General features: G+C 70.9%; 12 protein-coding genes. 6 read left to right on the top strand and 6 right to left on the bottom strand.

Going from position 1 to position 13,004, the window contains the following annotated elements; all coding sequences use genetic code 11:
• The first annotated feature begins 61 nt into the window (after positions 1 to 61).
• Positions 62 to 1,552 (top strand): aldehyde dehydrogenase family protein, encoded by a 1,491-nt coding sequence (locus OG990_RS35240; protein ID WP_328419805.1) that lies wholly within the window; start codon positions 62 to 64, stop codon positions 1,550 to 1,552.
• Between the two features lie 3 nt (positions 1,553 to 1,555).
• Here the strand turns inward: OG990_RS35240 and nucS are convergent, their stop codons facing one another.
• Complete coding sequence (gene nucS, locus OG990_RS35235) at positions 1,556 to 2,215, bottom strand: endonuclease NucS (protein WP_328419807.1); 660 nt, start codon at positions 2,213 to 2,215, stop codon at positions 1,556 to 1,558.
• Between the two features lie 71 nt (positions 2,216 to 2,286).
• Between nucS and OG990_RS35230 the strand changes: the two genes are divergently transcribed.
• Entirely contained in the window at positions 2,287 to 2,904 is a 618-nt protein-coding gene (locus OG990_RS35230) for a DUF4126 domain-containing protein (RefSeq protein WP_355609447.1), read from the top strand.
• Between the two features lie 122 nt (positions 2,905 to 3,026).
• Here OG990_RS35230 and OG990_RS35225 read toward each other — a convergent pair whose 3' ends face one another.
• The gene (locus OG990_RS35225; RefSeq protein ID WP_406078444.1) at positions 3,027 to 3,584 is read right to left on the bottom strand and encodes a hypothetical protein; all 558 of its coding nucleotides are present in this window, start codon (positions 3,582 to 3,584) and stop codon (positions 3,027 to 3,029) included.
• A gap of 1,280 nt (positions 3,585 to 4,864) precedes the next feature.
• Between OG990_RS35225 and OG990_RS35220 the strand changes: the two genes are divergently transcribed.
• Positions 4,865 to 5,161, top strand: coding sequence for a DUF1540 domain-containing protein (locus OG990_RS35220; protein WP_406078443.1), 297 nt, complete (start codon positions 4,865 to 4,867; stop codon positions 5,159 to 5,161).
• A gap of 18 nt (positions 5,162 to 5,179) precedes the next feature.
• Here OG990_RS35220 and OG990_RS35215 read toward each other — a convergent pair whose 3' ends face one another.
• Positions 5,180 to 7,186: a protein meaA gene (locus OG990_RS35215; protein WP_406078442.1), complete on the bottom strand. Its 2,007-nt coding sequence runs from the start codon at positions 7,184 to 7,186 to the stop codon at positions 5,180 to 5,182.
• 151 nt (positions 7,187 to 7,337) lie between these two features.
• On the opposite strand from OG990_RS35215, the gene OG990_RS35210 reads away from it, so the two are divergent.
• Entirely contained in the window at positions 7,338 to 8,189 is an 852-nt protein-coding gene (locus OG990_RS35210; RefSeq protein WP_328419817.1) for an ABC transporter ATP-binding protein, read from the top strand.
• The gene (locus tag OG990_RS35205) at positions 8,186 to 9,031 is read left to right on the top strand and encodes an ABC transporter permease (protein ID WP_355608711.1); all 846 of its coding nucleotides are present in this window, start codon (positions 8,186 to 8,188) and stop codon (positions 9,029 to 9,031) included. The genes OG990_RS35210 and OG990_RS35205 overlap by 4 nt, the downstream gene beginning before the upstream one ends.
• A 53-nt stretch (positions 9,032 to 9,084) precedes the next feature.
• On the opposite strand, the gene OG990_RS35200 is transcribed toward OG990_RS35205, so the two are convergent.
• Positions 9,085 to 9,933: a 3-hydroxyacyl-CoA dehydrogenase family protein gene (locus tag OG990_RS35200; RefSeq protein ID WP_328419821.1), complete on the bottom strand. Its 849-nt coding sequence runs from the start codon at positions 9,931 to 9,933 to the stop codon at positions 9,085 to 9,087.
• 109 nt (positions 9,934 to 10,042) lie between these two features.
• Positions 10,043 to 11,482: a UDP-N-acetylglucosamine 1-carboxyvinyltransferase gene (gene murA, locus OG990_RS35195; RefSeq protein WP_328419823.1), complete on the bottom strand. Its 1,440-nt coding sequence runs from the start codon at positions 11,480 to 11,482 to the stop codon at positions 10,043 to 10,045.
• Between murA and OG990_RS35190 the strand changes: the two genes are divergently transcribed.
• Positions 11,481 to 12,053 carry a cob(I)yrinic acid a,c-diamide adenosyltransferase gene (locus tag OG990_RS35190; RefSeq protein WP_328419825.1) on the top strand — a complete coding sequence of 191 codons (573 nt, stop codon included), beginning with the start codon at positions 11,481 to 11,483 and terminating at the stop codon, positions 12,051 to 12,053. The genes murA and OG990_RS35190 overlap by 2 nt on opposite strands.
• A 486-nt stretch (positions 12,054 to 12,539) precedes the next feature.
• On the opposite strand, the gene OG990_RS35185 is transcribed toward OG990_RS35190, so the two are convergent.
• Positions 12,540 to 12,995 carry a DUF2550 domain-containing protein gene (locus tag OG990_RS35185; protein ID WP_406078441.1) on the bottom strand — a complete coding sequence of 152 codons (456 nt, stop codon included), beginning with the start codon at positions 12,993 to 12,995 and terminating at the stop codon, positions 12,540 to 12,542.
• Between the last annotated feature and the right edge of the window lie 9 nt (positions 12,996 to 13,004).

Genomic DNA, 13,004 nt, shown 5'->3' with positions numbered 1-13,004 from the left:
CCGTCCCGCCGGCCCGAATCAGGGCCTACCGGCGAGTAATCTCCGGGTCTAGACTTCCGCCATGACGGCTGTTCATGTCCCGGGCACCCCGGTCATCGATGCGGGCCTGCTGGTGTCCACCAGCCCGGCCACCGGCGCCGAGGCCGGTCGCTTCCCCGTCGCCACCGACGTGCGGCAGGCCGTCGACCGCGCCCGCGCCGCGGGCGAGTGGTGGGCCGGTCTGGGCTTCACCGGCCGTCGGGCGCGGCTGCTGCGCTGGCGCGCTCTGCTCGCCAAGCGGATCGAGCAGCTCGCCGAGCTGATGCACCTTGAGGGCGGCAAGCCCGTCGCCGACGCCATCGTCGAGATCGTCACCGCGATCGAGCACGTCGACTGGGCCGCCCGCAACGCCGGCAGGGTGCTCGGCCCACGCCGGGTGCGGTCCCGGCTCATCCTCGCCGAGTTCTCCGGGCACCTCGAATACCAGCCGTACGGCGTGGTCGGCGTCCTCGCGCCGTGGAACTATCCGGTCCTCACCCCGATCGGCTCCGCGGCGTACGCCCTCGCCGCCGGCAACGCCGTGGTGTTCAAGCCGAGCGAGTACACGCCGGCAATCGGCCAGTGGCTGGTGGACAGCTTCGCCGAGGTCGTCCCCGAGCAGCCCGTGTTCACCGCCGTGCACGGGCTGGGCGACGTGGGCGCCGCGCTGTGCCGCTCCGGGGTGAACAAGGTGGCCTTCACCGGCTCCACGGCGACCGGCCGGAAGGTGATGGCCGCCTGCGCCGAGACGCTGACCCCGGTGGTCATCGAGGGCGGCGGCAAGGACGCCATGATCGTCGACAGCGACGCCGACCTGGACGCCGCCGCAACGGCGTGCGTCTGGGGCGGCATGACCAACGCCGGCCAGACCTGCATCGGCATCGAGCGGGTGTACGCCGTCGACCCGATCTTCGACGCCTTCGTCGACAAGGTGGTGGCCCGTGCGGGCCGGCTGACCGTTGGGCCGGACGGCGAGGACATCGGCCCGATCACCATGCCCGGTCAGATCGACGTGATCCGCCGCCACATCGAGGACGCGGTCAGCTCCGGTGGGCGCGCCGTGCTCGGCGGCCCGAGTGCGGTGCAGCCGCCGTACGTGCACCCGACCGTGCTCGTGGACGTACCGGAAGAGTCGGCCGCCGTCCGCGAGGAGACCTTCGGGCCGACGCTGACCATCAGCCGGGTCCGCGACGCCGACGAGGCCGTCGCCCGGGCCAACGCGCTGCCGTACGGGCTCGGTGGTTCGGTCTTCGGCCGGCGCCGCGCGGTGACCATCGCCCGACGGCTGCGCTCCGGGATGGCGTCGGTCAACTCCACCCTGACCTTCGCCGGGATGTCCACCCTGCCGTTCGGCGGGGTCGGCGACTCCGGCTTCGGGCGGATCCACGGCGAGGACGGCTTGCGCGAGTTCGGCCGGACAAAGGCGATCACCCGCCGGCGAGCCCGGTCACTGCTGCCGTCGATGACCTTCGAGCGGACCCCGGCCGACGTCGCCCGACTGGTCAAGACCATCAAGATGCTGTACGGGCGGTGACTCTCAGAAGAGGGTCAGCTCGTCCTTCTCGATGCCCCGCAGCTTGTCGTAATCCACCACCACGCACCGGATGCCCCGGTCGGCGGCGAGCACCCGCGCCTGCGGCTTGATCTCCTGCGCGGCGAAGACCCCGGCGACCGGGGTGAGCAGCGGGTCGCGGTTCATCAACTCGAGATAGCGGGTGAGCTGCTCCACCCCGTCGATCTCACCGCGCCGTTTGACCTCGACGGCGACCGCGCCCTGGTTGGCATCCCGGCAGAGCAGGTCGACCGGACCGATCGCCGTCATGTACTCGCGGCGGACCAGCGTGTACCCCTCGCCCAACGTGCCCGGGTTGGCCGCCAGCAACTCCTGCAGGTGCGCCTCCACCCCGTCCTTGCGCAGGCCGGGGTCCAGCCCCAGCTCGTACGAGGTGTCCTGGAAGATCTCCTCCAGGGTGATCCGCAGCTCCTCGCCGGCCTTGTTGACCACCCGCCACACACCGGGGGCCTCCTCGAGCCGACACGGGGGGCTCATCCAGTTCAACGGCTTGTACGCCCGGTCGTCGGCATGGATCGACACCGACCCGTCCGCCTTCACCATCAGGAGCCTGGTGGCCAGCGGCAGGTGAGCCGAGAGCCGTCCGACGTAGTCCACAGAGCACTTCGCAATGACCAACCGCACCCGACGAGGGTAGCCGAGCACCCACCGGTCGCCAGCGAGCGGCACTGGCGCGTCGATGCGATGCTAAGGCCGTGCTCGAAGTCCTCACCGGTACCGGACTCGCCGCGTCGGCGGGGCTGAACGCCTACATCCCCCTGCTCACCCTCGGTCTGCTCGCCCGCTACACCGACCTGATCGACCTGCCCAGCGGCTGGACGTGGCTCGGCAACGGCTGGGTCATCGTCATCCTGGCCGCCCTGCTCGCCGTGGAGATGGTGGCGGACAAGGTGCCGGTGGTCGACCACGTCAACGACGTGGTGCAGACCGTGGTCCGACCCACCGCCGGCGGCCTGGCCTTCGGCGCCGGATCATCGTCGGAGACGGTGACGGTCAGCGACCCGGCGAGCTTCTTCTCATCCCACCAGTGGGTGCCGGTGGTCGTCGGCGTTCTGCTCGCGTTCGGCGTACACCTGCTCAAGTCCGCCGCGCGGCCGGTGGTCAACGCCACCACCGCAGGGTTCGGTGCCCCGGTGGCCAGCACCGCCGAGGACGCCACCAGCGTGTTGGTCTCACTGGCGGCGATCCTCCTGCCGGTGTTGGTGCTCGCCTTCCTGCTCGGCCTCGTGGCGTTCGTCTACTGGTTCCTGCGCCGGCGCTCCGAACGTCGCCGGGAACGCCAGGCAGCCCGCGCCGCCGGCTTCCGCGTCTGACGGCTGCTGTCCAGGTTCGTCTGTTGTCCAGGTTCGTCGTGACCCTGGACATGCCGCTGGCCGGCACCCCGGGTTGGGGTGCCGGCCAGCGGTCGGTTCATGCGGTGCTGTGGTGCGGTGGGTCAGCTGTTCCAGTACTGGCCGACCAGGTCGGTGGCCTGCTTCTCCCACTGGGCGTAGGCGTCCGGGTAGGCCGACACCTGCACGGTCTGCGCGGCGTCGGTCAGCGGCATGTCCTGCCACCCGTCGACCTGCTTCAGGCCCTTGAGGAACGCGGTGGTCGAGTACTCAGGGTCGGTGATCTGCTCCGGCGTACCCCAACCCGAGCTCGGCCGCTGCTGGAACAGGCCCAGCGAGTCGTGGTCGTTCATGTCGCCGAGGTGGCCGAGGTTCTCCAGCTTCGACTCCTGCAGGCTCGTCGCGATCGAGATGACCGCGGCCCGCTCCGGCAGACCAGCCTTCTTCGTGGCGGCGATGATCGCCTTGACGTTGGCGGTCTGCTCACCGTTCAAATCGATGCGCGACTGCTCACCCTGCGGCGAGACCGACTGCACCGCGGCGGCGGCGGGCTTGCCGTCGACGGGGGTGGCGGCGTGCGCGGCGATCGGACCGGCGAACACACCACCGGCGAAGGCCAGACCAGCAACAGACAGCACACTCTTACGCATGATCGTGTTCATGGGGGTAGCTCCTTCACGGGGGTAAACACCCAGCCGACCGGGGGATCGGCGTTACCGGGTGCGAGCACCTCGTCCGGCGCTAACAACAAAGTCTTTTCGGCGGCCTACAAGCGGGGGCTCGTGGCGCCGGGTCCATGTGTAACGACCACCGGGCCGACATCATTCCGGCCTGGCCCATCCGCCGGCACCCAGTCGAGCGGGGGTGCGGGGGGCGATCGTTCAGGGGATCTGCAACGACCGGCGGGCCGAAGTCATTCCGGCCTGGCCCATCCGTCAGCACCCTGTGGAGTGCTGGGGTGGTCGTTCGGGGGTCTGTAACGACCGGGCTTGGCCTGGCATTCCAACCCGTTGGGTCGGGGCGGCGGGCCGGCGGTACTGCGATCGTCAGGGAATGTAACGACCCCGGGCCGGCCCCCATTCCACCGCACGAGTGCAGCCAGTCACACCCCAGAGACTCCGATAACGGACATTCGGCCCGGACCGCCCACCGCTCCCGGCGTCCGCCGGGACATTCGACACCCGGACCGCCCCGCTCCCGGCGTCAGCCGGACATTCGACGCGCGCCCGCCACCGTCCCGGCGTCAGCCGGACATTCGACGCGCGCCCGCCACCGTCCCGGCGTCAGACCGGGCCGGCTGGGATGGTCAACTCCAGATCACCGACATGGGGGCATCACCGCGGCGGGATACCGCGACATCGCCGACACCGAGTCGATCACCCCGAAACCTCGCGAACCGACCCGGGGTCGACAACACCGGCGATACCTCACAGGCATATTCATGCCTCACAGGTATCACGCCAACAACAGCGACCGACCGGGAGACGAGGGCTGGGGCTGAGGGCTGGGGCTGCGTCCAGGCGATCGGAGCAGACGGCGACCACCGACGCGCGATCGGGACAGGCGGTGACCATCGACGCGGCGATGGACTGGCCGCACCCAACCATGGGTCGGGAAAGACGACCACTCCCAGGGCGGACCCGCCTGCCAGCGCAGGCATCAGGACCGACGACGACAGCCGACACGGGGTGGAGCCCGCCGCCGTCCAGCGCAGGAGCCAGAAGCGACGGCGACCACCGACAGGGTGGGCCCGCCGTGCCCGGGCGCAGGGATCAAGCCTGACCGCCCGGAGCCGGGCACGGCGGGCCCCACCCCACCCACGACGCAAGCCCACCATCGGGGCAGACGCCACCCCGGGAGGCAAGGGGCAGGCAGCACGCCATAGCCAGCCCAGGAAGCCGACAAAAGCCTAGGATCGGGGCAAGAGCCCGAGGAGGTCGGCATGACCACAGCGATCGAGATGCCCCGAGTTCAGGAGTGCGTGGTAGCTGCCTGCGCGTACAACAACGCCGGCGACTGCCACGCCTACGCGATCACGATCGGCAGCATGGATCACGCCCACTGCCACACCTTCGTCGAGTCACCGGTCCGGGGCGGCATGGAGAGTCTGATCGCCCAGGTGGGTGCCTGCCAGCGTTCCGACTGCCAGCACAACGAGCAGTTGGAGTGCCATGCGCCGTCGATCAGGGTCGGGCCGGACAACGACCTGGCCGACTGTATGACCTACGTCGGCCGCTGACCTGCCAAACCCACCCGCTCAGGGCAGGTCGTTGGCGCGACGGATGACCGTCACCAGGTCGTCGATGATGCTGGTGAGGGCGAAGTCCTTCGGGGTGAAGACCTGGGCCACCCCGGCGGCCCGCAGCGTGTCGGCGTCGCCTGCGGGGATGATGCCGCCGACGACCACCGGCAGGTCCGCCCGGCCGGCGGCGCGCAGCCCGTCGAGCACCGCCGGTACGGCGGCCAGGTGCGAGCCGGAGAGCACTGAGAGCCCGACCAGGTCGACGTCCTCCTCCACGGCGGCGGCGACAATCTGCCCGGCGGTCAGCCGGATGCCCTGGTAGACGACCTCGAAGCCGGCGTCGCGGGCGCGTACCGCGATCTGTTCGGCGCCGTTGGAGTGCCCGTCCAGGCCGGGCTTGCCGACCAGCAGCCGCAGCCGGCCGCTGCCCAGCTCGCGGGCGGTGGCGGTGACCCGCTCGCGGACGTCCGCGAGGCCGGGGTCGCCGCCGGTCCCGGTGGCGCCGGCCAGCCCGGTGGGCGCCCGGTACTCGCCGAAGACCTGGCGCAGCGCGCCGGCCCACTCGCCGGTGGTCACCCCGACCCGCACGCACTCCAGGGTGGCCGGCATCAGGTTCGTGGTGGTCGCGGCGTCCGCACGGAGCCGGGCCAGGGCCGCGTCGACGGCCGCACCGTCCCGGTCGGCTCGCCACCGGCGTACGCCCTCGGCGGCGGCGGCCTCGACCGCAGGGTCCACCTGCTCGACCGCTTCCGCTCCGGCCCCGGTCAGCGGGGAGGGCTCGGTCTCGGCGAACCGGTTGACCCCGACCACCACGTCGGCGCCGGACTCTATCCGGCGGCGACGCTCGGCCAGCGAGGTGACCAGCGCGCTCTTGAGGTAGCCGGTCTCCACGGCGGCGACCACACCGCCCAGCTCCAGCACCTTGTCCAACTCGACCCGGGCTCCGGTGACGATCTCGTCGACCAGCGCGGTCATCACGTGCGAGCCGGCGAAGAGGTCGGGGTATTCGAGCAGGTCCGACTCGTACGCCAGGACCTGCTGCATCCGCAGCGACCACTGCTGGTCCCACGGGCGGGGCAGGCCGAGTGCCTCGTTCCAGGCGGGCAGTTGCACGGCGCGGGCCCGGGCGTCGCGGGACATCGTCACGCCGAGCATCTCCAGCACGATGCGTTGGATGTTGTTCTCCGGCTGCGCCTCGGTCAGGCCGAGCGAGTTGACCTGCACGCCGTAGCGGAACCGGCGCTGCTTGGCCTCGGTGACCCCGTACCGGTCGCGGGTGATCTCGTCCCAGAGCACGCCGAACGCGCGCATCTTGGCGATCTCCTCGACGAAGCGCACCCCGGCGTTGACGAAGAACGAGATCCGCTGCACCACGTCGCCCATCCGCTCGGCGGGCACCTGGCCAGAGTCGCGCACGGCGTCGAGCACGGCGACGGCGGTGGCCAGCGCGAAGCCGACCTCCTGCACCGGCGTGGCACCGGCCTCCTGGAGGTGGTACGAGCAGATGTTGACCGGGTTCCAGCGCGGCATCTCGCGCAGCGTGTACGCCACCACGTCGGCGGTGAGCCGCAGCGACGCAGCCGGCGGGAAGATGTACGTCCCCCGGGACAGGTATTCCTTGATGATGTCGTTCTGGGTGGTGCCGGCGCAGCGGGCCAGCTCGGCGTCCTGCTCCAGCCCCACGGTGCCGTACAGGGCGAGCAGCCACATCGCCGGGGCGTTGATGGTCATCGAGGTGTTCATCTCGGCCAGCGGGAGGCCGTCGAAGAGCGCCCGCATGTCGCCGAGGTGGGCCACCGGCACGCCGACCCGGCCGACCTCACCGGCGGCCAGTTCGTGGTCGGGGTCGTACCCGGTCTGGGTGGGCAGGTCGAAGGCGACCGAGAGCCCGGTCTGCCCCTTCGCCAGGTTGCGGCGGAAGAGGGCGTTGGTCGCGGCGGCCGAGGAGTGGCCGGCGTAGGTGCGCATCACCCACGGGCGGTCCCGCTCGGGCAGCCGCCCCGAAAGTGCCTTCTCGTCCATGGCCGGAGTTTAAGTTACCGTTCAGTAAAACGGGCTGTGGAAAACCACACAGGTCCATGTCGCGGACGTCCGGGTGCGAAGTGCCCGCAGTGGCGCGGACCGACACACCCCGGGCGCCGCTCCGCCCCAGCAAGGACGCACACTGGACGCCATGGATGACGAGCTGGCCATCTCCGTCCGGGGGTTGCGCAAGGCGTACGGCGGCAACGTGGCGGTGGCGGGCGTGGACCTCGACGTCCACCGTGGCGAGGTGTTCGCTCTGCTCGGCCCGAACGGTGCCGGCAAGACCACCACGGTGGAGATCCTGGAGGGCTACCGGCGCCGGGATGCCGGCGAGGTCTCCGTGCTCGGCGCGGACCCGGCCCATCCGGACCCGGGCTGGCGATCCCGGGTGGGCATCGTCCTCCAGGGCACCGGCGAGTTCGACGAGCTGACCGTGGCCGAGGTGATCCGGCACTTCTCCGGCTTCTACCCCGACGCCGACGACCCGGACAAGGTGATCGAGCGGGTCGGGCTGGCCGGTAAGGCGAAGGCCCGCACGCACACCCTCTCCGGCGGGCAGAAGCGCCGCCTCGACGTGGCGCTCGGCATCATCGGCCGCCCCGAGCTGCTCTTCCTCGACGAGCCGACCACCGGCTTCGACCCGGAGGCGCGCCGCGAGTTCTGGGAGCTGATCCGCGACCTCGCCGCGGCCGGCACCACCATCGTGCTGACCACCCACTACCTGGACGAGGCGGAGGCGCTGGCCGACCGGGTCGGCGTGATCAGCGGCGGCCGGTTGGTCGAGGTGGCCGCGCCGAACCGGCTGGGCAACCGGCAGGAGGCGCTGGCGACGGTCTCCTGGCGTACCCCGGACGGGACGCCGGAGAGCGCGCAGAGTGCCACGCCGACGGCCCTCGTGGCCGAGCTGGCCGCGCGCTACGGCGGCGAGGTCCCCGGGCTCACCGTGACCCGGCCGACCCTGGAGGACGTCTACCTCACGATGATCGGACACGCGCGATGACGACCACGACGAAGCCGGCGACGCCGGTCGCCGCGACCCCGGGCCGCCGGCCGGGCGTCGCCGCGCTCGCCCTGCGGCAGGGCCGGCTGGAGATCACCCAGTTCCTGCGTAGCCGGGAGTCCGTGGTCTTCACGATGGGCTTCCCGATCATCATGATCCTGATCTTCGCTTCGATCTTCAGCGGGGAGATCGGCGGCGGGGTCAAGTACACCCAGTACTTCATCACCGGCATGATCGCGACCGGCCTGATGACCGTGAGCTTCCAGAACCTCGGCATCTGGATCCCGATCGAGCGGGACCGGGGCGTGCTCAAGCGCTACCGCGGCACGCCGATGCCCAAGTGGGTGTGGTTCGCCGGCAAGGTGATCATGGTGGTGGCGATCGGCATCGCCGAGACCGCGCTGCTGCTGGCGGTCGCGGTGGGGCTGTTCGACCTCGACCTGCCCGGCACCGCCGGGAAGTGGTTCACCTTCGGCTGGGTCTCCGTGCTCGGTGTCACCGCCTGCACCCTGTGCGGCATCGCCATCTCGTCGCTGGCCCGCACCGCCCGCAGCGGCTCGGCGGTGGTCACCCCGGTCGCCCTGGTGCTCCAGTTCGTCTCCGGCGTGTTCTTCATCTTCACCGACCTGCCCACCTGGATGCAGCAGCTGGCCGCGCTGTTCCCGCTCAAGTGGATGTGCCAGGGGCTGCGATCGGTCTTCCTGCCGTCCAGCTTCGGCGCCCAGGAGCCGGGCGGCTCGTTCGAGCTGGGCCGGGTCGCGCTGATGCTGGCCCTGTGGTGCGTGATCGGCCTGGTGCTCTGCCTGACCACCTTCCGCTGGACCACCAAGCGCGACGGCTGACGCTGAAAAAGGGGGCGGGCGCGCACGGCGCCCGCCCCCTTTCCATGTCCCGCTCAGTACGTGTAGAAGCCCTTGCCGGTCTTGCGGCCCAGGTCGCCGGCGGTGACCATCCGCTGGAGCAGCTCCGGCGGGAAGAACTTCTCGTCCGCCGTGTCGGTGTAGATGTTCTTCGAGGCGTGCAGCAGCACGTCCACGCCGGTCAGGTCGGTGGTGGCCAGCGGGCCCATGGCGTGCCCGAAGCCCAGCCGGCAGGCGGTGTCCAGGTCCTCCGCGGACACCACGCCGGACTCGACCAGCTTGACCGCCTCCACCACCAGGGCGGAGATCAGCCGAGTGGTGACGAAGCCGGCGATGTCCCGGTTGACCACCACGACCGTCTTGCCGATCTCCTCGGCGAAGGCCCGTACGGTGGCCAGCGTGGCGTCACTGGTCTTGTAGCCGCGGACCAACTCGCAGAGCTGCATCATCGGCACCGGGGAGAAGAAGTGCGTGCCGACGACCGCCTCGGGCCGCTCGGTGACCGCGGCGATCTGGGTGACCGGGATGGCCGAGGTGTTGGTGGCGAGCACCGCGTCGGCCTTGCAGATCTTGTCCAGGGCGCGGAACACCTCGTGCTTGATCTCCAGCCGCTCGAAGACCGCCTCGACCACGATGTCCGCGTCCGCCGCCGCCTCCAGGTCGGTGGTCGGGGTGATCCGGGCGAGCGTCGCCTCGACCTCGGACGCCTCGATCCGGCCCTTCTCGGCGAACTTCTCCAGCGACTTCCGGATGCCGCCGAGCCCCCGGGTGGTGGCCGCCTCGTCGAGATCGCGCAGCGTCACCTGCCAGCCCGCCTGCGCCGCCACCTGGGCGATGCCGGAGCCCATCAGCCCGGCCCCGACGACCGCGAGTCGACCCGCCATCTACTTCTCCCTCGCTGCGATTGAGTGCCTCCCTGCACCCTAGTCGGCGAGCCTGAACGACGGCTAAGGGGCTGTCGGGAGACCCCGCAGCCCCTGGGCCATGTCGGCGTCAGATCTCCAGCGCCGGCTCCTCCGGCGTGGTGCCCCGCTCGACGGCCACCCCGAGCGCACGCAGGTCGGCCACGAAGTCCGGGTAACCCCGGTCGACGTGGTGCACGTGGGAGACCTCGGTGAGCCCGTCCGCGCAGAGCCCCGCGATGATCAACCCCGCTCCGGCGCGGATGTCGGTGGCCCGCACCGGCGCCCCGGAGAGCCGATCCCGGCCCCGGACCACCGCGTGGTGCCCGTCGGTCTTGATGTCCGCGCCAAGGCGGGCCATCTCGTTGGCGAACATGAACCGGCCGTCGAAGATGTTCTCGGTGATCAAGGAGGCGCCGTCGCTCACGGCGGCCAGCCCGATCGCCATCGGCAGCAGATCGGTGGCGAAGCCGGGGTACGGCAGCGTCACCACGTCCACCGCCCGGGGCCGGTCGTCCATCCGTACCCGGAAGCTGTCTCCCCGCGTCTCGACCAGGCCGCCGGCCGCCACCACCTTGTCCAGCGCGACCTCCAGGTAGGCCGGGTCGAGCCCGGTCACCGTCACGTCGCCGCGGGTCATCGCCGCACCGAACGCCCAGGTGCCGGCGACAATCCGGTCCCCCACCGTGGCGTGCCGCACCGGGCGCAGCCCGGGCACCCCGGTGATCCGCAGGGTGGACGTGCCGGCACCGGAGATCCGCGCGCCCATCTGGTTGAGCATGGTGCAGATGTCGACGATCTCCGGCTCGCGCGCCGCGTTGTCGATCACCGTGGTGCCCTGGGCCAGCACCGCCGCCATCACCAGGTTCTCGGTCGCGCCCACGCTGGGGAAGTCCAGCACGATGTCCGCGCCGCGCAGCCCGTGCGGGGCGGCGGCGATGACGAACCCGTGCTCACCGGAGATGTCCGCGCCCATCCGGGTCAGCCCGGAGACGTGCATGTCCAACCCACGCGAGCCGATCGCGTCGCCGCCCGGGTGGGCCACCCGCACGTACCCCCGGCGGGCCAGCAGGGGGCCGAGCACACAGATCGACGCGCGCAGCCGGCGGACCAGGTCGTAGTCCGCGTCCGCGCCCGGCTGCTCGGGTACGTCGATGGTCACCGACCGGGACCGGGCCACCCCACCTCGGGCGACCATCGGGTCGACGGGGTCGTCCTCGTCGAACCGAACCTCGCAGCCCAGCCGGCGCAGCACCTCCCCCATGATCGCGATGTCGGTGATCCGCGGGACGTTGGTGATCACGCTGCGGCCCGGGGCGAGCAGAGCCGCGGCCATCAGCTTCAACGCCGAGTTCTTGGCACCGACGACGTGCACGGTGCCGGTCAGCCGGGCGTCACCGCGTACCCGGATGACATCGACGTCGTTGACCGCCGGATCGCCCGCGTCGCCGGGGCCCACCACCGCGGGCCAGCCGGCGGTGTCCGGCCGCGCCGGGATCGTCAGGTCCGGTATCCGTAGGCTGTGCGTCATGGCCGTCCACCTCACGCGCATCTACACCAAGGCCGGCGATGCCGGCATGACCAGGCTGAGCAACAACGAACAGGTGCCGAAGAGCGATCCGCGGATCGCCGCGTACGCCGACGTCGACGAGTGCAACGCGGCGATCGGTGTCGCGCTCGCCCTGGGCCAGCTCGACGAGGAACTGCGGGCCGTGCTGGGCTCGGTGCAGAACGACCTCTTCGACGTGGGCGCCGACCTGTCCAACCCGGTCGAGCCGGAGCCGAAGTATCCGCCGCTGCGGGTGACCGAGGAGTACGTCGAGCGCCTTGAGGGCTGGTGCGACGAATACAACGCGCGCCTGAGCAACCTCGACTCCTTTATCCTCCCCGGCGGCACCGCGGGCGCGGCGCTGCTACACGTGGCGCGGACCATCGCCCGGCGTGCCGAACGGGCAGCGTGGGCGCTGGTCAGCCACGATCCGGAGCGGACCAGCACGCTCCCGGCAAAGTATCTCAACCGGCTCTCCGATCTGCTCTTTATCCTGTCAAGAACGGCAAATCCGGCTGGAGATGTGCTATGGGTGCCGGGCGGGAAGCGCTGAACGTCGGCGCGCTGCACCACGTCGAGGTATGGGTTCCCGATCTCGCGGCGGCCACGCGTAGCTAGGTGAGCTGGGCTGGACGGCTCCACCAGGACTGGCAGGCCGGTCGCTCCTGGCGCCTCGGCCACTTACCTGGCACTGGAGCGCACGCCGGCGCTCTCCGGTCAGCGGCATGACCGGCTCGCCCCCGCGCTGAACCATCTGGCCTTCCACGCCGGTCCGCCGGCGGGGCGGTGATCGACTCCAGGTCGGCGATATCGGGGTATCCAGGGCAGCGGGACACCCCAACATCGCCGATACCGTGTCGATCATTCCCGACGGAGACCCGGATAGCCGGCCGCCACCGGTATCGGCAGGGTGAAAAGCGGCGCTTGGACGACGCACAGCGCCTCGGCAGGGTTTCCGGGGAGCCCGCCCGGCGGAGGGATCAAGCCTGACCGCCCGGAGCCGGGCGGGCTCCCCGGAAACCCCCACGGCGAGAGGGAACTAGGCAGCAGGCCAATCTTGGGAGGCCATAGGCGGCGAGACCGCCCCCGGAGGGGCGGCCTCGAGCCAGGAGAGGAATCCGGTCACTGTCGACCGCGCCATGGCGATCTCCACCGGTGCGTGGTGACTGGTACAGCGGAGGATCACCCAGTCGGCCGGCATGGAGAGGCGTTCCTGACCCTCCGGCAACCGGCGGCGCTCCACCGCGAGCCCTTTGCGGGAGAGCACCCGCTTGGGCCGCAGCGCGAAGCTGAACATCCGGTACCAGCGCAGCTCGTCGCCAGCGAACCGGCCGAAGCCCGGCGACCAGCCGCGGCCGTCGAGCATGGTGGAGACCCGGACACTGAGCCGGATGATGCCACCGCTACGGGTGACCAGGGCTCGCCGGACGAAGAGAATGAGGAGCGCGCCGAGGATGACTGCGACGCCGATCCCGAATCCCTCGACGATCTCCATCCCCGGTAC

Source organism: Micromonospora sp. NBC_00858 (assembly GCF_045207365.1).
Lineage (GTDB): Bacteria > Actinomycetota > Actinomycetes > Mycobacteriales > Micromonosporaceae > Micromonospora.
Note: the sequence above shows the minus strand (reverse complement) of the source record. Positions and strands in the feature narration are given on the sequence as shown.

What these genes read in the sequence shown, in the direction of transcription:
- OG990_RS35205 (WP_355608711.1), top strand. Translation starts at nt 8,186, where the DNA reads ATGACGACCACGACGAAGCCGGCGACGCCGGTCGCCGCGACCCCGGGC.
- OG990_RS35215 (WP_406078442.1), bottom strand. Translation starts at nt 7,186, where the DNA reads ATGGACGAGAAGGCACTTTCGGGGCGGCTGCCCGAGCGGGACCGCCCG.
- OG990_RS35225 (WP_406078444.1), bottom strand. Translation starts at nt 3,584, where the DNA reads ATGAACACGATCATGCGTAAGAGTGTGCTGTCTGTTGCTGGTCTGGCC.
- OG990_RS35210 (WP_328419817.1), top strand. Translation starts at nt 7,338, where the DNA reads ATGGATGACGAGCTGGCCATCTCCGTCCGGGGGTTGCGCAAGGCGTAC.
- OG990_RS35190 (WP_328419825.1), top strand. Translation starts at nt 11,481, where the DNA reads ATGGCCGTCCACCTCACGCGCATCTACACCAAGGCCGGCGATGCCGGC.
- OG990_RS35220 (WP_406078443.1), top strand. Translation starts at nt 4,865, where the DNA reads ATGACCACAGCGATCGAGATGCCCCGAGTTCAGGAGTGCGTGGTAGCT.
- OG990_RS35200 (WP_328419821.1), bottom strand. Translation starts at nt 9,933, where the DNA reads ATGGCGGGTCGACTCGCGGTCGTCGGGGCCGGGCTGATGGGCTCCGGC.
- murA (WP_328419823.1), bottom strand. Translation starts at nt 11,482, where the DNA reads ATGACGCACAGCCTACGGATACCGGACCTGACGATCCCGGCGCGGCCG.
- OG990_RS35185 (WP_406078441.1), bottom strand. Translation starts at nt 12,995, where the DNA reads ATGGAGATCGTCGAGGGATTCGGGATCGGCGTCGCAGTCATCCTCGGC.
- OG990_RS35240 (WP_328419805.1), top strand. Translation starts at nt 62, where the DNA reads ATGACGGCTGTTCATGTCCCGGGCACCCCGGTCATCGATGCGGGCCTG.